General features: G+C 60.9%; 17 protein-coding genes. 10 read left to right on the top strand and 7 right to left on the bottom strand.

What is annotated here, in order from left to right; translation table 11 throughout:
• Window positions 1-75 precede the first annotated feature (75 nt).
• Window positions 76-474, top strand: a complete 399-nt coding sequence (locus RHM69_RS12245; protein ID WP_058410744.1) for a DUF2177 family protein — start codon at window positions 76-78, stop codon at window positions 472-474.
• Here the strand turns inward: RHM69_RS12245 and RHM69_RS12240 are convergent.
• Window positions 418-1596: an MFS transporter gene (locus RHM69_RS12240; protein ID WP_200600326.1), complete on the bottom strand. Its 1179-nt coding sequence runs from the start codon at window positions 1594-1596 to the stop codon at window positions 418-420. The genes RHM69_RS12245 and RHM69_RS12240 overlap by 57 nt on opposite strands.
• A 104-nt stretch (window positions 1597-1700) precedes the next feature.
• On the opposite strand from RHM69_RS12240, the gene ptrR reads away from it, so the two are divergent.
• Window positions 1701-2594 (top strand): putrescine utilization regulator PtrR, encoded by an 894-nt coding sequence (ptrR, locus tag RHM69_RS12235; RefSeq protein WP_032903115.1) that lies wholly within the window; start codon window positions 1701-1703, stop codon window positions 2592-2594.
• A 142-nt stretch (window positions 2595-2736) separates the two neighbouring features.
• The gene (locus RHM69_RS12230) at window positions 2737-2859 is read left to right on the top strand and encodes a PA1414 family protein (protein ID WP_003193089.1); all 123 of its coding nucleotides are present in this window, start codon (window positions 2737-2739) and stop codon (window positions 2857-2859) included.
• A 177-nt stretch (window positions 2860-3036) separates the two neighbouring features.
• Here the strand turns inward: RHM69_RS12230 and RHM69_RS12225 are convergent, their stop codons facing one another.
• Both RHM69_RS12225 and speB read right to left on the bottom strand, forming a co-directional pair.
• Complete coding sequence (locus RHM69_RS12225) at window positions 3037-4419, bottom strand: sodium:solute symporter (protein ID WP_014719408.1); 1383 nt, start codon at window positions 4417-4419, stop codon at window positions 3037-3039.
• A 162-nt stretch (window positions 4420-4581) separates the two neighbouring features.
• A complete protein-coding gene (gene speB, locus RHM69_RS12220; protein ID WP_014719407.1) occupies window positions 4582-5532 on the bottom strand; it encodes an agmatinase in 951 nt (316 codons plus the stop codon).
• A 186-nt stretch (window positions 5533-5718) separates the two neighbouring features.
• On the opposite strand from speB, the gene RHM69_RS12215 reads away from it, so the two are divergent.
• The 7 genes from RHM69_RS12215 (at window position 5719) to RHM69_RS12185 (ending at window position 13503) form a co-directional block, all read left to right on the top strand.
• Window positions 5719-6612, top strand: a complete 894-nt coding sequence (locus tag RHM69_RS12215; protein ID WP_014719406.1) for a LysR family transcriptional regulator — start codon at window positions 5719-5721, stop codon at window positions 6610-6612.
• Between the two features lie 7 nt (window positions 6613-6619).
• Entirely contained in the window at window positions 6620-7219 is a 600-nt protein-coding gene (locus RHM69_RS12210) for a tRNA-uridine aminocarboxypropyltransferase (protein ID WP_014719405.1), read from the top strand.
• A 105-nt stretch (window positions 7220-7324) separates the two neighbouring features.
• Window positions 7325-8227, top strand: coding sequence for a cysteine synthase CysM (gene cysM / locus RHM69_RS12205; RefSeq protein ID WP_003193080.1), 903 nt, complete (start codon window positions 7325-7327; stop codon window positions 8225-8227).
• On the top strand, window positions 8227-9579 hold the full coding sequence (gene rlmD / locus RHM69_RS12200) for a 23S rRNA (uracil(1939)-C(5))-methyltransferase RlmD (RefSeq protein WP_038451087.1): 1353 nt from the start codon (window positions 8227-8229) through the stop codon (window positions 9577-9579). Before cysM ends, rlmD begins: the two co-directional genes overlap by 1 nt.
• Before the next feature lie 121 nt (window positions 9580-9700).
• Complete coding sequence (relA, locus tag RHM69_RS12195) at window positions 9701-11944, top strand: GTP diphosphokinase (protein ID WP_005790193.1); 2244 nt, start codon at window positions 9701-9703, stop codon at window positions 11942-11944.
• 154 nt (window positions 11945-12098) lie between these two features.
• Window positions 12099-12932 (top strand): nucleoside triphosphate pyrophosphohydrolase, encoded by an 834-nt coding sequence (gene mazG / locus RHM69_RS12190; protein ID WP_014719403.1) that lies wholly within the window; start codon window positions 12099-12101, stop codon window positions 12930-12932.
• Window positions 12933-12957: 25 nt separating this feature from the next.
• Entirely contained in the window at window positions 12958-13503 is a 546-nt protein-coding gene (locus tag RHM69_RS12185) for a DUF2058 domain-containing protein (protein WP_014719402.1), read from the top strand.
• 60 nt (window positions 13504-13563) lie between these two features.
• Here the strand turns inward: RHM69_RS12185 and RHM69_RS12180 are convergent, their stop codons facing one another.
• The 4 genes from RHM69_RS12180 to RHM69_RS12165 all read right to left on the bottom strand — a co-directional run bounded on the left by RHM69_RS12180 (window position 13564) and on the right by RHM69_RS12165 (window position 19197).
• A complete protein-coding gene (locus RHM69_RS12180; protein ID WP_014719401.1) occupies window positions 13564-15684 on the bottom strand; it encodes a TonB-dependent receptor in 2121 nt (706 codons plus the stop codon).
• Window positions 15681-16907, bottom strand: coding sequence for an MFS transporter (locus tag RHM69_RS12175; RefSeq protein WP_200600324.1), 1227 nt, complete (start codon window positions 16905-16907; stop codon window positions 15681-15683). The genes RHM69_RS12180 and RHM69_RS12175 overlap by 4 nt, the downstream gene beginning before the upstream one ends.
• A complete protein-coding gene (locus RHM69_RS12170; RefSeq protein WP_200600322.1) occupies window positions 16897-18822 on the bottom strand; it encodes an IucA/IucC family protein in 1926 nt (641 codons plus the stop codon). Before RHM69_RS12170 ends, RHM69_RS12175 begins: the two co-directional genes overlap by 11 nt.
• Before the next feature lie 186 nt (window positions 18823-19008).
• The gene (locus tag RHM69_RS12165; protein WP_003193064.1) at window positions 19009-19197 is read right to left on the bottom strand and encodes a hypothetical protein; all 189 of its coding nucleotides are present in this window, start codon (window positions 19195-19197) and stop codon (window positions 19009-19011) included.
• Window positions 19198-19304: the final 107 nt, after the last annotated feature.

The following is a 19304-nucleotide window of genomic DNA, read 5'->3' as shown; positions in this document are numbered from 1 at the left end:
CGAAAATATTCCAGGCGCAGTGTGGCGTCGGATGTACGTTTTTCGCGAGCAAGCTCGCTCCTACAGGGTTGTGTCATGTCGAAAAGAACGGTTTTTGCCTACCTCGGCACCTTGCTCGCCTTCCTGGTCCTCGACGGCCTCTGGCTTGGCGTGCTCATGGGCTCCACCTATAAATCCCTGCTCGGCACGCTGATGCTTGATCAGCCACGCCTGTTGCCTGCGATATTGTTCTATCTCCTGTATGTCCTCGGTTGCGTGGTGTTGGTGATCTTGCCCAGCGCCAGTTGGCAGCGCGCTGCGCGTTTGGGCGCCTTGCTTGGCTTGGTGGCCTATGGCACCTATGACCTGAGCAACTGGGCCACGCTTCAAGGCTGGTCCGCCGGGTTGGCGCTGATGGACATGGCGTGGGGCACGTGCCTAACCGCCATTTGCTGCACCGCTGGCCACTTGTGTGCAAATCGGCTGCGGCGGTAGAGGGCGGTTGATCAGTACTGAACCGGCTAATAACAACCCGGTACCGGCAGCGACCAACGCCGGTTGCAGGCCGCCACTGAGGTGGCTGCTGACCGACGCCAATAGTGGCCCGCTCAATTGGCCGACGGCGAAGCTGGCGGTCAGCAGCCCCGTGCTGCGTTGGTAGCCATGGGGTGCGACCTCCCTTAATCGCGCCATCACCAACTGCATGCAGGCCAAAAATGGCGCACCGCACAGCAACACGCCCAGCGCCAAGCCCCAGCCATTGCCCAGCAGGCAGGCAAATACCCCGGCCGCTTGCAGCCATAAAGTCGCCATCAGCCAGCGACGGGTGGTGTTCGGGTGCTTGCGGCGCAGGCTGGCCACCCCCACTCCCAGCGCGGCCGCCAGGCCAAAGCAGGGCCAGAACAGATCGGCCTGCCAGGCCCCGTTGAATTGAGCGCTGGCCATCTGCGACAGAAAAGTCGCGGGGATGATGTAGCCCAGGCCGTACAGGAAATAAATCCAGCACAGGTGCGCGATGCTGCCGTTGCTCCCCGCGCTGGAGACCTGGGTAACAGTGACGGCCGGCTTGGGTAAAAACGGCAGGATCGCCAGCAGCATCACCAGCGCTACCGTCCCGTAGAGCAACCACAGCGTGGCAGAGCTTTGCCCTAATAGGTTGGAAACCAACGCCAGCAGCCCCGTCAGCACAATCCCCAACCCCGGCCCGGCAAACACCAACGCACCCAGGCGCGGGCGGCCGGCGGCAATCGCCAGTGGCTGGCTCAGGCTGGTAATCATCACCAGGGCCCAGGCACTGGCGACCCCGGTGCCAAAGCGCAGCAACAAGTGCGGCCAGAACCCGTTAGCCCAGTAGGACGCCAGGGTCAGCAATACGCACAGCCACAACCCGCTGTAGAGGCGCCCGCGCACATGCTGATGGCTACGGGCAAAGATCGAGTCCACCGCGCCGACGAAATAACCCAGGTAATTGGCGGCAGCGAGCAGGCCGGCGCCGGTCAGGTCGATCTGGCCTTCACTGAGCAAATGCGGCATTTGCGGAGTCAGGGCGAAGCGGCCAATGCCCATGGCCATCATCAGGGCGACGGAGCTGGCGAGTAAACGAATCAGCGGGGACATGTTCAGGTTTCCTGCAAAGAAGCGAATGCCTTGCAGGCTAAGACGGATTGACTTTCTGTAAAATTGAATAATAGTGAGTAACTTGTTCAGTTTTGGAGAAAGTAATGGAGTTCAGTCAATTGCGCATTTTCCAGGCTGTGGCGGAAGAGGGCTCCATTACCCGTGCCGCCGAGCGCCTGCACCGCGTGCCGTCCAACCTGTCGACCCGGCTTAAACAAATGGAAGAGCAATTGGGTGTCGACCTGTTCGTGCGCGAGCGCCAGCGTTTGCAGCTTTCTCCGGCGGGCAAGGTACTGCTGGACTACAGCACTCGCCTGCTGGCGCTGCATGATGAAGCCCACGGCGCCGTACAAGGCGGGCAACCGGCCGGTGATTTCGTATTGGGCAGCATGTACAGCACCGCCGCAGTTCATTTGCCGAAGCTGCTGGCGCGCTATCACAAGACTTACCCCATGGTGAACCTTCAGGTGCAGTCGGCACCCAGTGGGGAGTTGCTGGAAGGGCTGATTACCGGGCGCCTGGACGCAGCCTTCGTCGACGGCCCGCTGACCATCACCACCCTGGATGGCGTACCGCTGTGCGAAGAGCGCCTGGTGCTGATTTGCGAGGCCGATCATCCGCCGGTGCGTGGCCCCCAGGATGTGGCGGGCCGTGCGGTGTTCACGTTCCGGCGCAGTTGCGCCTACCGCACGCGCCTGGAAACCTGGTTTTCCCATGAGCGAGTGGCGATGGGGCGGGCGATCGAGATCGAGTCCTACCAAGGCATGCTCGCTTGCGTGATCGCAGGTTCCGGCGTGGCGTTGATGTCTGAATCCATGCTCGCAAGCCTTCCCGGCAAGGACAGCGTGTCCGTTCATCCGCTGACCGGGCCTTTTGCCACTGCGACCACCTGGCTGATGTGGCGAAAGGGTATGCTCGGCGCTAACCTCAATGCATGGATCGACCTGCAGCAAGACGGCAACCCACTGTGCGTGCAAGACACTCGCGCGATTGCTTGAACGATCCGTCAGGATTCGGTTCAATTCAGTAATAGTTCGTTGTGGTTTCCTTCAAGCATTACCTAGGACTTAGGGCTACTATCACTGTAGGAAACGGCGACAGAACTCACGCCGGCCAGCACTACCCTCAAAGGGGGCAATCATGAAAGAGAAAATCCAAAACTGGCTCCACGACCTTGGCGTTGCGTTGGGCTTGATCGAGCCTCCGCTGCAACCGGTGCCGATTCGCACGGATGACGAGCAACGTCGGCCCCGTCGCCGCTAAAAAATGTGGGAGCGGGCTTGCTCGCGAAAGCGGTGTATCAGCCAACGGAAAGGTTGAATGACACACCGCTTTCGCGAGCAAGCCCGCTCCCACAGTTGTATTGCACTAGGCGAAAAAAACGGGCGCGACCTCCGACGTCGCGCCCGCTGAAGAAAATATCCTCGTCCCTGTTATAGCTCAAACCACCGCAGCCGCCACCTTGGCCGGCCGACGCGACAGCAAACTCACCAGTACAAAGCTCACCAGCGCCACTGCCAGGCTGTAGTAGATCGGCGTGTTTGCATCCAGCCCATCCTTGAACATAAACACCAGCGCGGTCACAAAGCCCAGGCTCATGGACGTGATTGCGCCCGAGGTGGTCGCGCGCTTCCAGAAGATCGCGCCGATCAAGGGTACCAACATACCGCCCACCAACAGGTTATAGGCCAGCGTCAGGGCGCTGATCACATCGTTCACCACCAATGCGATACCCAGCACGGCAATGCCGGTCAACAGGGTGAACAGCCGGTTGATGCGCAGGCTCGACGCCTTGCCGCCGCGCAGGCGGGGCAGCAGGTCTTCGGTCAACACAGTGGAGGCGGCGAGCAGGCCGGCGCTGGCGGTGGACATCATGGCGGCCAGCGCGGCGGCGATGACCAGGCCGCGAATGCCGTCCGGCAGCGAAGCTTTGACGATCGCGGCGAAGGCATTGTTGACGTTGTCCAGGTCCGGGATCAGCACATGGGCAGCCATGCCGATCAGCGCACAGGCCAGGCCGTACAGGATGCAATAGAAGCCGGCGAAAGTGCCTGCGTACTGGGCGACCTTTTCGTCACGGGCGGTGAAGACCCGTTGCCAGATATCCTGGCCGATCAGGATGCCAAAGAAGTAGATCATGAAGTAGGTGATGATCGTGTCCCAGCCGATAGCGGTGAAGCTGAAGTTCGACGCCGGCAGTTTGGCCACCAGTTCATCCCAGCCACCGACGCGGTACAGGCAGATCGGCAACAGGATGAACATCAGGCCGACGGTCTTGATCACGAATTGCACAATATCAGTGAGGGTCAGCGACCACATGCCACCGATGGTCGAATACACCACCACCACGCCGCCGCCCACCAGTACCGACATCCAGAACGGCAGGTCAAACAGCACTTGCAGCACGGTGCCAATGGCCAGGATCGAGGTCACGCCGATCATCAGCGCGTAGGCCAGCATGATCACCGCGCTGGCCTGGCGGGCCATGGGGTTGTAGCGTTTTTCCAGGACCTGGGTGACGGTGAAGATTTTCAGCTTCAACAGCGGCTTGGCCAGGAACAGGTTCAGGGCAATGATGCCCGCGCCGAGCGCGGCGCACAGCCAGAAACCCGAAATACCATGCACATACCCCAGGCGCACGGTACCGACGGTGGAGGCACCGCCCAGCACCGTAGCGGCCATGGTGCCCATGTACAGTGACGGGCCGAGGTTACGGCCGGCGACCAGGTAGTCTTCGTGGGTTTTGGCGCGACGCATGCCGTAGTAGCCGAGCACCAGCATGCCGGCGGCGTAGATGAGTACGACGAATAAATCCAAAGCCATGACGGCGGTTCTCCGATTATATTTTTTATGGGCGATCAGGCGGCAGCTGGCTCGGTAAACACGCGAGCGAAAGTCAGGTACATCGTTGTCGGGGATCTGTGCGATCCCCTTGGTTGTGAGTGTGAAGACGCGGTTTTTATTGTTCTCAGCGCATTCGCCTTATCAGCGATGCGCGACGCCAGGCAGTACGCAGAGCATCTCGTACAGCAAGTTGGCGCCCAGCAACGAGGTATTGCCGGTGGTGTCGTAAGGCGGCGATACTTCTACCAGGTCGCAACCAATCAGATCGAGGCCCTGGCAGCCACGGATGATTTCGATGGCCTGGATGGTGGTCAGCCCGCCGATTTCAGGGGTGCCGGTGCCGGGCGCCCAGGCGGGGTCGATGCCGTCGATGTCAAAGCTCAGATACACCGGGCCGCCGCCGACTTTTTCCCGCACTTCGGCCATCAGCGGCGCGAGGGAGTGATGCCAGCATTCTTCGGCCTGGACCACACGGAAGCCTTGCTTGCGGCTCCAGTTGAAGTCTTCGGCGGTATACCCCTGGGCGCGCAGGCCGATCTGCACCACGCGGTCGCAATCGAGCAAGCCCTCTTCCACGGCGCGGCGGAAGGTGGTGCCGTGGGCAATTTTCTCGCCGAACATATGGTCGTTGACGTCGGCGTGGGCATCGATGTGCACCAGCCCGACCTTGCCATGTTTTTTGTGGATCGCCCGCAGGATCGGCAGGGTGATGGTGTGGTCGCCACCCAGGGTCAGGGGGATGACGTTGTGCTCGAGGATCTCGTCGTAGGCTTCTTCGATGATGCGCACCGCGTCGAGCAGGTTAAAGGTATTGATCGCCACGTCGCCGATATCGGCCACCGACAATGAGTCGAAGGGGGCAGCGCCGGTGGCCATGTTATAGGGGCGGATCATCACCGACTCGGCACGGATTTCCCGTGGGCCGAAGCGCGTACCGGCGCGCAGCGAGGTGCCGATATCCAGAGGCACGCCGACGAAGGCGGCGTCCAGGCCCTTGGCGGTTTGCAGGTGGGGAAGACGCATCATGGTGGCGATGCCGGCGAAGCGCGGCATTTCGTTGCCGCCCAGTGGTTGGTGGAAAATCTTGTCCACGGGATTGCCTCATCGTTGTTTTGTTTATTGATGGCCGATTCTGCGAAAAGCCTGGCTTAGGAAGAATCGGCAGAGGCAAATACTTAGTTCAGATTTTTCTAAACTAAAGCCTGGGGTAAACTCCATTCAAATGTGGGAGCAGGCAAGCCAGCTCCCACAATTTAGTGTGCCCCCCCTGGAGCCCCCATGGCCAACGCCTTGCCCGACCTGAAACTCCTGCGCATCTTCGTCAGCGTCGTGCGCCACCAAGGGTTTGCCAACGCCCAGCACGAGCTCAACCTCTCGACGTCGGCCATCAGCACCTACATGAGCCAACTCGAGTCAGCCTTGGGCCTGGTGCTGTGCCATCGTGGCCGTGGCGGCTTCAGCCTGACCAGCAAGGGCGAGCTGTTTCATCAGGAAACCCTGCGCCTGTTGGGCGAACTCGAAGGTTTCGAGCAATACGCCGCTGCGTTGAAAGGCGAATTGCGCGGCACCCTCAAGCTCGGGGTGCTCGACTCCACCGTCAGCGACAAGGCCTTGCCGTTCGCCGAAGTGATTGGCGCCTACAGCCTGGAGCACCCGGCGGTGCATTTACACCTGTCGGTGATGAGCCCCTACGAATTGCAACTGGGGGTCCAGGACAATCGCCTGGACCTGGCCATCGGTGCGTTCTCCAACCGTATGAGCGGGCTGGTCTACATGCCGCTGTACCGCGAACAGCACTGGTTGTATTGCAGCAACCGGCACCCATTGTTCAACGAGCGGCGCATCCCGGAACAAGTGATCACCCAGCAACGCATGGTCGGGCGAGGTTACTGGAGCCAGGCCGAGCTGGCGCGCCACGGCTTCAAGCACAGCGCTGCCACGGTGGAAAGTATGGAGGCGCAACTGATTCTGGTGCTGTCGGGCGCTTATATTGGCTACCTGCCCGAACACTACGCCCAGGCCTGGGCTGACAAGGGCGACCTGCGCGTTTTGCTGCCGGCCACCTTCGGCTACCAGGCGCCGTTTTCGCTGATCATGCGCCGTGGCCGCAGCCGCGAGCCCCTGATCCAGACCTTCCGCGATTTGCTCAAGACCCAGCTCAACCAGGCCTGAACACACCATGTCCCGACCCCATTGCCCGCGCTGCCTGCGCCCGACCACGCACTGCCTGTGTGCGCTGATCCCCCACCTCGACAGCCGCACCCGCGTGTTGGTGTTGCAGCACCCGAGCGAGGTCGGCCATGCGCTCAATACTGCGCGGCTGGCGGCGTTGGGCCTGAACAACGCGCAGTTGGTGGTGGGGGAGGTGTTTGATGACCTGGCGACGCTATTGAACCCGCCTGGCTATCGGGCACGCCTGTTGTTTCCGGCGGATGAAGCCGAGCCGCTGCACGCCTACGCACCTGACGATCAGCCACTGCTGCTGGTGGTTCCCGATGGCACCTGGCGCAAGGCGCGCAAACTGCTGCACCTCAACCCCTTGCTGGCGGCGTTGCCCCGGGTGACATTGGCCGAAGGCGGCGTTTCCCGCTATCGCTTGCGCAAGGCGCCGGGGCCTGGCGCCTTGTCGACGGTCGAAGCGATCACGCAAGCGTTGCAGGTATTGGAAGCGCCGACGTCGTTTGAGCCACTGCTCAAACCCTTTGAAGCGCTGATCGAAGGGCAGATTGCTGCGATGGGCGATGAAGTATTCCAGCGCAACCATGGCGACCCGACATAAACCCGGCTTATGCCTTTAAGCCATAAGCACCACACTTTGCGTGATATGGCCCGCCGGCCTTTCCCGGTATGATGTGCGCCCCGCAGTCTGGATTGCGAATACGCCATGACCTTGCAGTACCCAACAATCGCCGATTGTGTCGGCAACACGCCCCTGGTCCGCTTGCAACGCATGGCGGGTGAAACCAGCAATACCCTGTTGCTCAAACTCGAGGGCAACAACCCGGCCGGCTCCGTCAAAGACCGCCCGGCACTGTCGATGATCGCCCGCGCCGAGTTGCGTGGGCAGATCAAACCCGGCGACACCCTGATCGAAGCCACCTCCGGTAACACCGGGATCGCCCTGGCCATGGCCGCAGCGATCAAGGGTTACAAGATGGTGCTGATCATGCCCGACAACGGCAGTGCCGAGCGCAAGGCGGCGATGACCGCCTATGGTGCCCAACTGATCCTGGTGACTCAGGAAGAAGGCATGGAAGGCGCCCGCGATCTTGCCGAGCGCATGGCCGCCGAAGGCCGTGGCGTGGTGCTCGATCAGTTCGCCAACGGCGACAACCCCGAGGCGCACTACACCAGCACCGGCCCGGAGATCTGGCGCCAGACCCAGGGCACCATCACCCACTTCGTCAGCTCCATGGGCACCACCGGTACCATCATGGGCAACTCGCGCTACCTCAAGGAGCAGAACCCAGCGATTCAGATCGTCGGCCTGCAACCGATGGAAGGCGCGGCCATCCCGGGTATTCGTCGTTGGCCCGAAGAATATTTGCCGAAGATCTACAACGCCACGCGGGTAGACCGCATCATCGACATGGCCCAGCGCGAAGCCGAAGACACCACGCGCCGCCTGGCCCGTGAAGAAGGCATCTTCTGCGGCGTGTCCTCCGGTGGCGCCGTGGCCGGTATGTTGCGCTTGTCCAAAGAAGTGGAAAACGCGGTGATCGTCGCGATCATCTGTGACCGAGGCGACCGTTACCTGTCGACCGGCATTTTCGACGAACCCAACTGATGGCCAAGCACGAGAGAGGCTTGCGCTTCCAGCCAACGGGCGGCAGCCGGGCCCCGCAGATCCCGGTGGGCAAGAAACAACGCCTGACCATCGAGCGCCTGGCCAATGATGGCCGAGGCATCGTGTTCTTTGAAGGCCGCACCTGGTTTGTGACTGGTGCGTTGGCCGGCGAAGAGGTGGAAGCACGGGTGTTGGGCGCCCATGGCAAAGTGGTCGAGGCGCGCACCGAGCGGGTGTTCCAGGCGAGTGAGCTGCGGCGCCCTGCGCCCTGCGCTCATGTTGGCCGCTGTGGCGGCTGCAGCGTGCAGCATCTGCCTCATGACCAGCAACTTGCCCTGAAACAGCGCATGCTCGCCGAGCAACTGTCGCGGGTGGCAGGTGTCGAACCGCAAGAGTGGGCCGCGCCGTTGAGCGGGCCGGAGTTCGGTTATCGGCGCCGCGCCCGCGTAGCCGTGCGTTGGGACGCCAAGGCGAAGCAACTCGAAGTGGGTTTTCGCGCTGTGGCCAGCCAAGACATCGTCGCTATCGATGATTGCCCGGTGCTGGTACAGGCCTTGCAACCGATCATGCAGCGTTTGCCAGCGATGCTGCGTCGCTTGAGCAAACCGCAGGCGTTGGGGCATGTCGAGTTGTTCAGCGGTTCGTCCATCGCCGTGTTGCTGCGGCATATGGCGCCGTTGTCCGAGGCTGACCTGCAGATCCTCAAGGAATTCTGCACCTTCCATGACGCCCAATTGTGGCTGCACGGGGAAGGGCAGCCGGAGCCCGTCGAGCCGGGTCAGGCCCTGGGCTTCCGTTTGGAGGCGTGGGATCTGGAGCTGGCGTACCGTCCGGGCGACTTTGTGCAGGTCAACGCCGGGGTCAACCAGGCGATGGTCGCCCAAGCCCTGCAATGGCTGGCGCCACAAGCCGACGAACGGGTACTGGACCTGTTTTGCGGCCTGGGCAATTTCGCCCTGCCACTGGCTCGCCACGTACGCGAAGTGGTGGCGGTGGAGGGCGTACAGGCCATGGTGGACCGTGCGGCCCTCAATGCCGTCAGCAACCATTTGCATAACGCACAGTTTTTTCAGGCCGATTTGTCCCAGCCTTTGACCGACGCAGAATGGGCCAAACAGGGCTTTTCTGCGGTACTCTTGGACCCACCCCGCGATGGTGCCCTGGAGGTTGTGCGCAAACTCGCCGCCTTGGGGGCCAAGCGCCTGGTGTATGTGTCCTGCAACCCAGCCACGCTGGCGCGGGACACGGTTGAGTTGGTCAAGCAAGGCTACCGGCTAAAGCGTGCCGGGATCCTCGACATGTTTCCGCAGACCGCGCATGTCGAGGCCATGGCGTTATTTGAAGCGGGCTAGGATGCCCGTTTAATCCGACTGGCCTGCGTTCTCCAGGGCCTGAACACTGCCACGGAGCTCGCAGTAAAAGTCGGCGATGATTTTGGCGCATCGAAGGTGCGTCGTAGGGAAGGTAAGCAAGATGGTACAGGTGAGAGCACACCAGCCGATCAACACCGACGGCAGTATCAATCTCGAGGCATGGCTGGATCATGCCGTCAGTGTCGACCCGGCACTGGACCGTGAAGCCTTGAAAGCAGCCTGCGAGTTCGCTCGTGAGTCTGAACAGCAAGACAATGCGGCCAAGAACCTGTGGGCCGAAGGCACTTCAAGTTTTCGCACTGGCCTGGAAATCGCCGAGATCCTGGCCGATCTCAAGCTGGACCAGGATTCGCTGATCGCCGCCGTGCTCTATCGCGGCGTACGCGAAGGGCATATTCCGTTGGCCACCGTTGGCCAGCGTTTCGGTTCGGTGGTGGCCAAGCTGATCGACGGCGTGCTGCGCATGGCGGCCATTAGCGCCAGCCTCAGCCCGCGGCAGTCGATGGTGCTGGGCACCCAGGGCCAGGTAGAGAACCTGCGCAAAATGCTGGTAGCGATGGTCGACGACGTACGCGTCGCCCTGATCAAGCTGGCCGAGCGTACCTGCGCGATCCGTGCGGTGAAGACCGCCGATGACGAAAAGCGCAACCGTGTGGCCCGCGAAGTCTTCGACATCTACGCGCCGCTGGCCCATCGCCTGGGCATCGGCCATATCAAGTGGGAGCTGGAGGATTTGTCCTTCCGCTACCTGGAACCTGACCAGTACAAACAGATCGCCACGCTGCTGCATGAGCGGCGCCTGGACCGCGAGCGCTTTATCAGCGACGTGATGGGCCAGTTGCGTTCGGAGCTGCAGGCCACCGGCGTGGACGCGGACATCAGCGGCCGCGCCAAGCACATCTATTCCATCTGGCGCAAAATGCAGCGCAAGGGCCTGGCCTTCAGCCAGATCTACGACGTGCGTGCGGTGCGCGTGCTGGTGCCGGAAATGCGCGACTGCTACACCGCGCTGGGTATCGTCCACACCCTGTGGCGCCACATCCCCAAGGAATTTGACGACTATATCGCCAACCCCAAGGAAAACGGCTACCGCTCGCTGCACACCGCCGTGATCGGCCCTGAAGGCAAGGTGCTGGAAGTGCAGATCCGCACCCACGCCATGCACGAAGAGGCCGAGCTGGGGGTGTGCGCGCACTGGCGCTACAAGGGCACCGACGTCAAGGCCGGGTCCAACCAGTACGAAGAGAAGATCTCCTGGCTGCGCCAAGTGCTGGAATGGCACGAAGAACTCGGCGACATCGGCGGCCTGGCCGAGCAACTGCGGGTGGATATCGAGCCGGACCGGGTCTATATCTTCACGCCTGACGGCCACGCTATCGACTTGCCCAAGGGCGCCACGCCGCTGGACTTTGCCTACCGCGTGCACACCGAAATCGGGCATAACTGCCGCGGTGCCAAGATCAACGGGCGCATCGTGCCGCTCAACTACAGCCTGCAAACCGGTGAACAGGTCGAGATCATCACCAGCAAGCACGGTACGCCGAGCCGCGACTGGCTGAACCCGAACCTGGGTTACATCACCACTTCGCGGGCGCGGGCGAAGATCGTCCACTGGTTCAAGCTACAGGCCCGTGACCAGAACGTCGCCGCCGGCAAGACCTTGCTTGAACGCGAACTGGCTCGCCTGGGCCTGCCTCAGGTGGACTTCGACAAGCTGGCCGAAAAGGCCAACATGAAGATCGCCGAAGACATGTTTGCCGCCCTCGGTGCGGGCGACCTGCGCCTGGCGCAACTGGTCAACCTGGCCCAGCAACTGGTCGAGCCTGAGCGCGGCAACGAACAGCTGGAGCTGATCCCGCGCAAAGCCACTGGCTACAAGCCGGGCAAGCGTGGCGATATCCAGATCCAGGGCGTGGGCAACCTGATGACGCAAATGGCCGGCTGCTGCCAGCCGTTGCCGGGCGACGCCATCGTCGGCTACATCACCCAGGGCCGTGGCGTGAGCATTCACCGCCAGGACTGCGCCTCGGTGCTGCAGTTGGGCGGGCGCGAACCGGAGCGGATCATCCAGGTCAGCTGGGGGCCGGTGCCGGTGCTCACGTATCCGGTGGACATTATCATCCGTGCCTACGACCGTTCCGGCTTGCTGCGTGACGTCTCGCAAGTGCTGCTCAACGAGCGGATCAACGTGCTGGCGGTCAACACCCGTTCGAACAAGGAAGACAACACTGCGTTGATGTCCCTGACCATCGAGATTCCGGGGTTGGACGCACTGGGACGGTTGCTGGGGCGGATTTCCCAGTTGCCGAACATCATCGAAACCCGGCGCAACCGCACCCCATGAATAGCTGGATGGGCGCGAACTGAATTGTGTTAGCTGCTTCATGTGGGAGCTGGCTTGCCTGCGATAGCATCACCTCGGTTTAACTGAAGCACCGAGTCGCGAGCATCGCAGGCAAGCCAGCTCCCACATTGGATTTTCAGCGGAAAGAGATACGATGTATTCACTCGAAGACCTGCTGCACCTGATGAGCCGCCTGCGCGACCCGCAATACGGCTGCCCGTGGGACATCAAGCAAACCTACGCGACCATCGTCCCGCACACGCTGGAGGAGGCCTATGAAGTGGCCGACGCCATCGAGCGCGGCGATTTCGATCACCTGCAAGGTGAGTTGGGCGACCTGCTGTTCCAAGTGGTGTATTACAGCCAACTGGCGCGGGAAGAAGGGCGCTTCGAATTTGCCGGCGTGATCGACGGCATCACCCGTAAGTTGATTCGCCGGCATCCTCACGTGTTCCCAACCGGCGACCTGTACGCACCGCTGGATATCCCGCAGTTGAGCGAAGAACAGGTCAAGGAACGCTGGGAGCAGATCAAAGCTGAGGAGCGCGCAGAAAAGTCCGACGCTCCCGAGCAACTCTCCCTGCTCGATGATGTGCCCACCGCCTTACCGTCGTTATCCCGTGCGGCCAAATTACAAAAGCGCGCCAGCCAGGTCGGTTTCGACTGGCCGTCCGCGTTGCCGGTGGTGGATAACGTGCGCGAAGAGTTGGACGAAGTGCTCGAAGCCATGGCCGATAACGACTCGGCAGCCATCGCCGATGAAGTCGGCGACCTGCTGTTTGCCGCGGTCAACCTGGCCCGTCACCTCAAGGTCGACCCGGAAACCGCCTTGCGCGGTGCCAATGCCAAGTTCGAACGACGTTTCCGATTTATCGAACAGGCATTGCGCGATACGCACCAACCCATAGAAGATTGCACCCTCGAAGAGTTGGACGCCCTGTGGGGCGAAGCCAAACGCCAGGAAAAGAATGTGTCCAGCTGCGGTTGAGCAGCTGCCTAAGTGAGTAAGCACCATGAGCCTTTCCCTTCGCGACCAGTTGCTCAAAGCAGGTCTGGTCAACCAAAAGCAGGCCAAACAGGTCGGCAAAGAGAAGCAGAAACAGCAGCGCCTGGTCCACAAGGGCCAGGCCGAAGTCGATGATACTCAGGCGCGCCTGGCCGCTGAGGCACACGCCGAGAAGGTCAAGCGTGACCAGGAGCTGAACCGTCAGCAGCAGGAAAAAGCCGAGGCCAAGGCGCGTACCGCCCAGGTCAAGCAACTGATCGAGACCTCGCGCCTGCCCAAGCTGACCACCGAGGACTACTACAACTTCGTCGATGACAAGAAGGTCAAGCGCCTGTCGGTCAACACGCTGATGCGCAACAAGCTGAGCAACGGCTCCCTGGCGATCGTGCACCACGGTGGCGGCTACGAGGTGATCCCGCGCGAAGCGGCGCTCAAAATCCAGGAGCGTGCTCCGGAGCGTATCGTGCAGCTCAACATCCTCACCGAAAGCCAGGTGCCGGATGAAGACGATCCGTACGCCGCTTACCAGATCCCTGATGATCTGATGTGGTAAGCCGCTAGAAACGACAAACCCCGCCAAACGGCGGGGTTTGTGTTTTAAGCGTGCAGCCTGTTACCAATCCACTGCGTAACTCAGGCTGAAGGTACGACCTTCGGCATTCGGGTACGGTGCGCGGGCGTTGGCCTGGGCGAACATGTTCTGGTAGTTGCGGTTGGTGAGGTTGTACACCGCACCTTCGAGGCGGCCTACCGGTAGCCTTACCGAGCCCAGCAAGTCGACCAGGGTGTAGCCCTGGATATCGCGGCCGTTGTTGTCTTTGGCCGCCGCGTCATAATTGGCCAGGCGCATACCCTGCAAGCGCAGGCTGTAGTCGTCACGCTCATAGCCGACAAAGGCTGTGGTCTTGGCGGGGGAGATGCGGGTGGCAGGCAGGTCGATCCACTTGCCGTTCTGCTGGGTCTCGCCTTTGGCGTAAGCGTAAGTACCGCCGACGGACCATTGGTCGCTGATGTTATAGGTCAGGCCGGTTTCGACGCCACGCACGCGCTCTTTCTGATTGATCAGGCGCAGCACACGATCATTGGCATCATAGAACTGCGTGACATCCGAGGTGTTTTCGTACGCGGTGACACTGGCCTGCCACTTGTCCCAGTCGCCACGCCAGCCCAGCTCGTAGCTATCGACTTTCAAGGCCTGGGCATTGAGGTCCTGGATATCGTATTGGCTGTTCACGTCACGCAGGAAGCGCTGGATATCCGGTAGGGAAAAGCCCTGGCTGAAGTTGACGAACACATCCTGGTTGTCGGTCAGGTGGTACACCGCACCGAGGTTATACAGCGTGTCATCGTATTTGAGCGTGCCACCGGGCAGTGTCGCGCGGTTGCCGGTCTGGACGATTTCGCCATACGCGATGCTGTCGGAGACTTTACTCTCAATCCATTCGCGACGTACGCCACCGCGCAAGGTCCAGTTGTCGATGTCGTAGGAGAGCTGGCCAAAGATGGCTTTGGTGGTGGTCTCGATATCTGGACCCAGTTCGAACGTGGTACCGGTTTTCGTGTAGGTCAGGCCATTGACCCGGTATTGGTCGCCACGCTGGCGTGAGGTTTCATGGTCGTAGTCCGCGCCCCATACCAGGTTGCCCGTTGCCGGGCCGATGTCCGGCATCTGGGTCTCGATCGCCGCACGCAGGCCGTAGACGTCCTGCACGCTGTTGTTATCTGACACGCCTGCCCGGCCTCGGGACAGGTCTGGAAAGAACAGGGCGTCGGCCCGCCGCCAGTAGCTTTCGATCTGCAGGCCCTGGCCGTAGAAATCCTTGTCGGCGTAGTTGAGGTTGACCGCCTGGTTGTGGGTGTAGGGTTGGTCGCCCAGGTCCAGGCCTTTTACGGCGACTGCGTTGCTGGTGATGCGGGGGTTCTTGGTGTAGCGGGTGTCTTGTTCGTCCTTGTAGTCTTGCAGCGACAGGCTGATTTTCTTGTCGTCATCAAGCTCATAGCCGAAGCGACCTTGCAGGTCGTAGGTATCGGTGTCCATGTTGCTGCCCTGGGACGTGTCCTGGGGAATGCGCTTGCCATTACCGTCGAACTGATCGTTGCGCTGCACGGTGTTGCCCGAGAGGTACCAGTCCACCGGGCCCTTGCGCCCGGTGGCGCTTTGGAACGCCTGGTAAGCGAACCCCTTGTGGCTGAGGTTGTTACCGGCGGTCATGCCGATCTTGCTGCTGAACGCCAGGTCTTCACCTTGGTTGCGTTTGGTGATGATGTTGATGATGCCGCCCGATGCGCCTGCGCCGTAGACACTGCTGGCACCGGAGATCACTTCGATACGCTCGATGCTTTCCGGTGCCACGCTGTTGAGCTGGCGGAAGTTATCGCGCGTGGCGTTTTGTGAAACCCCATCGATCAGGATCAGGGTATTACGCCCGCGAAGCGTCTGGCCGAAGTTGCTCATGCCGCCGCTGGAAGGGGCAATGCCAGGCACCAGTTGGCCGAGGATATCGGCGACCCGACGTCCTGCCCCGGTCTGCTGGCGGATTTGCGCTTCATTGATCACCTGCACTGAGCCTGGAATCTGCGCAATGCTGGTTTCGCTGCGCGTGGCCGATACGACTGTTGCCTGTAATTGCAGGCTGGTCGGGGCTGCCTGTGTCTGTTCTGTCTGATCGGCCCAGGCGGGCGCACTCATCGAGCCGAGAAGCGGCAGCAGAACGGCCAATTGCGATTTATTCATGGGTTTGTCTCAGAGTTATTAGAAGTATTGACAGAAAAATCGGGTGTCTCAGGCGCTCGCGTATATGAACGGATCGCGCGGATACTCACTGCGGCCAATGCATAGGTCAGTGCGACCAGCCAGAAGCTGTGCGCCAGGCCCACCCACCCCATGCCGATACCGCCTATCAAGGCGCCGCACAGCGCACCTGCTTTGGCGGCGCTGTTACCCATGCCCAGGGCAAAACCCTGCTGGCTGGACGCGACGGTATTGGCGATCAGCGTGTAGGCCACGGGCAGCAAAGCTCCCTGCCACACGCCCCACAGCAACCGGCTGGCGATGAACCCTAACCATTCACTGGCCAGCGCCGTGCAGGCCAGCGTGAGGGCGCAGGCCCAGGTGACCCATTCGATGATGCGCAGCGTATGTGCTGGCTGATGTCGATCGAACAGGCGGCCCCATAACGGCGCAGACAGTGCCAGGGTCAAGGCGCTGGCGCCATAGCTGGCGCCGATCAGCCACGCGGGCGCCTGCAAAACCTCGGCAACATATAAAGCGTAAAACGGTTGCGGCATCATCCTGGCTGCCTGGATCAATACGATGATTCCCAACATCGCGCCAAGCCAGCCTTTGGGCAGTGCGACAGGCTTCGATGGGCGGGCAGGTCTGGATCGTGGTGAGTCGCTGGGCAAGAACGCGCTGATTATCGCGCACAACAGGCAGACGGCGGTGGCGCTGTAGCACAGCAATGCGAAACCGGATATGTCCATGAGCCAGCCGCCCAATACCGGCCCGGCCAGGGAGCCTACGGCAGTGGCTGATTGCAGCCTGGCAAGAATGTGACCCCGTCCGCCTTCGCCGCAGCAGGCCAGTGCGTAGGCTTGGGCAGCTGCAATGAAGCCGGCCAACGCACCTTGCACCACGCGGATGACCACCAGCCACCACGGATCAGGCGTTATCGCAGCCAGCGCCTGACACACCGCCAGTGCCAGCAACGCGCGGATGATCATGGGCTTATGGCCGGTACGGTCGCCCAGCTTCCCCCACATGGGCGTGAGGATCATCGCTGCCATCATCGGCCCGGCATACACCAGCGAAGACAGCAGGCCGGTGTACTGAGCATTGGCAACGCCCAACAGCGTCTGGATTTGCAGCGGCCAGAACGGTCCGCTCATTTCCATCGCCCCCATCGACACCAACTGAATCACCACCAGCAGCCGCAGCGCTGTGTTGTTAGTCGGCATTGGCGGCCGCGCTCAACGGGTTGGGCAGGCGCCCGACGATATCGGCATGACTCTCCAGCAGACGCATGCGCATGAACGACTTGGCCGGCCACGCGTGCTCCAGCAGTGCTTCGCGCTCGGTGGCCCAGCGCTGCGGATCAACCTGCGAGCGCAGGTCGTCAAAACACTGGCTGACCTGAGCCGACAGTTCATTCCAGAGCAGCGCCTGGGGGATGTCGAAGTGGCGCGCGGCAAGCAGGATGAGCTCGCCCAGATGGCACATGAATACGGTGTGCAGCAGCTTGTCCCTTACGAAACCTGCATCGTCGTACAGCGTCATCTTCGGGTCGTGCAGTTCAATGTCCAGGCCGTGGGCGTGCAAGGTTTTGCGGTCGATACGGATATCGCCGAAATCGCGTAACAGCAGGCGGCTCAATTGCCCGCCTGCGGCCATGACCATAAAGGAGTTCTGCTGATGGGCCTCGAATGCAACGCCGTAGCGCAAATACATGCCCAGCAGCGCCGGCACACTGATCGCCGCGTACTCATGGAAGAAGGCGAGCATGGCCGCCGCGTCATCCTTGCCTTGGCTCAGGCGCACCCATTGGCGCAGCAGCGGCTGGCCGTGTTGATCAATGGCAAACAGGCTGCCCACCGGCACGGCCATTTCCCCGGGCTGGAGCTGGCTATGGGGATTGTCGCGATAGAGCACCGCCAGGTGGCGGGAGTGCTCGTCATTGGCCGGCTGTGGCTTGAAATGCACACCGATACGCTCGGGAACGATGCTGAGGATTTTCTGAATCGCAGGCTCGCGCTCCAGGATGGCCAGCAGCAGGTGGCTGATCCGTGGGCCCATGCGCGCCGAACGCGGTGAGACGGTGCGCTGCACGCTGGTCAGGCGCAGCGACACGGGCAGTTTGACCATGGGCGCATCGCAACGCCCTTCAGGCAATACGGTTCTGAATGACATGGTGGGGTGGGCGGTAAACGCGACGATATCGGTCAGCACCAGCAGTTTGTCGCCGATTTCGTTGGCGAACAGTTGGGGCAGTTCCTGGCGTGCCTGCCAAGGGTGGGAGGGCAATGGCAGATAATCGCCTGCCTGAAGGCCCTGTGCTTGCAGGACTGCGGTCAATTGCTGTGCCGCTTGCGGGAAGTGCTCGCTCCACCACTGCCAGTAATCGGCGGTACCGGCCAACTTTTCGACATGGGCAAATTGGCGATGCAGCGCGCACAGCAATACCGGAAAGCGTGCTTCGAATTCCGGCGAGTAGTCGATGACTTGCTCGGTATTCAGGCCTAGCTTGGTCTTGTAGTTGGGGTGCCATGGGTGACCCAGTGTTCCCCATTGTTCAAGCACGGAAGTCGGGTTGATAACGCTCGGGCTGTTCTTGAGATGACTGAGGAGATTGTCTTGATACACCGGGTCCATGGACGCATGCAGCTTGAGCGTCCATTGCTCATGGAAGGCCAGGCACAAGGTGTCGTTGATGAAGCTGTCGTCGATCTCGACGTTGAGGCGGTTGAGCACTTCCCGGTCAGCAGGCGACTCAAGGCTGGCGTTAAGTAACGTCAACAATTGTGAGGGGAATTGGATTTTCTGTTCGGGCTGGCCTTCGCGCAACAGGATGACTTCGCCGCGCAGGTCCCAGCTTGCCATGCGGCCAGGACGCAAATGTTCGAAACGTAGTCGGGCTTGGCAAGGCAGTGTCAGCGAGCATTGCCCATGTTCGTCATAAATGAGCGTGCTGGAGTCCAGCAGGCTTTCACGAAACAATGCTTGGATCAGGCGTTGGAAGCTACGTTCGGCGGCGGGTGCCAGCGTATTGATCAGGGCTTGGAGGCTGACGTGGCTGGCCTGAAATTGCGCAGTGGCAAGTGCTTCGCTCCAGCGTTCCAGTAACGCGTTTTCTGGCTTGCTGCTATTTCCATGCATCTAATTGATTCCCTGATTCGTGAGCCTGAATGAAAAGCGAACGAATGATATCGAGAATCATTATTTGTGTGTGTTTTTGTTACATTAATTTATGGCGATTATTGACAAAAAAACCGCGCTCCAAAGGCGCGGTTTCTCGTAAACGGCCCGGCTGCGTGGGCCGGGCGTCCACATGATTTCAGAGCTTCAGGAGCTTTTTGCCTGGCGTTGCAGTTCGAGAGTTTCGAGCTCGTTTTTATAGTTGTGGGCGTCGCTCTCGTTGTGAAACATGCCGACCAATACGTCTTGCTGATGGACATCCCAGATGTGAATCCCATGGCCTACTGCTTCATGGGACATATGTTCATCGTCGCGTTCAGTTACTTTTACAGTCATCTGCTTGCTCCAATCTCTGGTTGATCTGCGGCAAGTCGTCGCAGGCCTCTGTTATATGATTTGTTAGCTTGCTAAGTAAACTGATTTTGCGCGCAATAATTCATTGC

This window comes from Pseudomonas sp. CCI1.1, assembly GCF_034348165.1.
Classification (GTDB): domain Bacteria; phylum Pseudomonadota; class Gammaproteobacteria; order Pseudomonadales; family Pseudomonadaceae; genus Aquipseudomonas; species Aquipseudomonas paracarnis.
The sequence above is the reverse complement of the archived record's forward strand: the minus strand, read 5'-3'. Positions and strand labels throughout refer to the sequence as shown.

Excerpts from the sequence above, each read along its gene's own strand:
- ptrR (WP_032903115.1), top strand. The coding sequence starts at position 1,701 with ATGGAGTTCAGTCAATTGCGCATTTTCCAGGCTGTGGCGGAAGAGGGC.
- RHM69_RS12230 (WP_003193089.1), top strand. The coding sequence starts at position 2,737 with ATGAAAGAGAAAATCCAAAACTGGCTCCACGACCTTGGCGTTGCGTTG.
- RHM69_RS12215 (WP_014719406.1), top strand. The coding sequence starts at position 5,719 with ATGGCCAACGCCTTGCCCGACCTGAAACTCCTGCGCATCTTCGTCAGC.
- mazG (WP_014719403.1), top strand. The coding sequence starts at position 12,099 with ATGTATTCACTCGAAGACCTGCTGCACCTGATGAGCCGCCTGCGCGAC.
- RHM69_RS12175 (WP_200600324.1), bottom strand. The coding sequence starts at position 16,907 with ATGCCGACTAACAACACAGCGCTGCGGCTGCTGGTGGTGATTCAGTTG.
- RHM69_RS12170 (WP_200600322.1), bottom strand. The coding sequence starts at position 18,822 with ATGCATGGAAATAGCAGCAAGCCAGAAAACGCGTTACTGGAACGCTGG.
- RHM69_RS12245 (WP_058410744.1), top strand. The coding sequence starts at position 76 with ATGTCGAAAAGAACGGTTTTTGCCTACCTCGGCACCTTGCTCGCCTTC.
- rlmD (WP_038451087.1), top strand. The coding sequence starts at position 8,227 with ATGGCCAAGCACGAGAGAGGCTTGCGCTTCCAGCCAACGGGCGGCAGC.
- RHM69_RS12185 (WP_014719402.1), top strand. The coding sequence starts at position 12,958 with ATGAGCCTTTCCCTTCGCGACCAGTTGCTCAAAGCAGGTCTGGTCAAC.
- RHM69_RS12180 (WP_014719401.1), bottom strand. The coding sequence starts at position 15,684 with ATGAATAAATCGCAATTGGCCGTTCTGCTGCCGCTTCTCGGCTCGATG.
- RHM69_RS12210 (WP_014719405.1), top strand. The coding sequence starts at position 6,620 with ATGTCCCGACCCCATTGCCCGCGCTGCCTGCGCCCGACCACGCACTGC.
- cysM (WP_003193080.1), top strand. The coding sequence starts at position 7,325 with ATGACCTTGCAGTACCCAACAATCGCCGATTGTGTCGGCAACACGCCC.
- RHM69_RS12165 (WP_003193064.1), bottom strand. The coding sequence starts at position 19,197 with ATGACTGTAAAAGTAACTGAACGCGACGATGAACATATGTCCCATGAA.
- relA (WP_005790193.1), top strand. The coding sequence starts at position 9,701 with ATGGTACAGGTGAGAGCACACCAGCCGATCAACACCGACGGCAGTATC.
- RHM69_RS12240 (WP_200600326.1), bottom strand. The coding sequence starts at position 1,596 with ATGTCCCCGCTGATTCGTTTACTCGCCAGCTCCGTCGCCCTGATGATG.
- RHM69_RS12225 (WP_014719408.1), bottom strand. The coding sequence starts at position 4,419 with ATGGCTTTGGATTTATTCGTCGTACTCATCTACGCCGCCGGCATGCTG.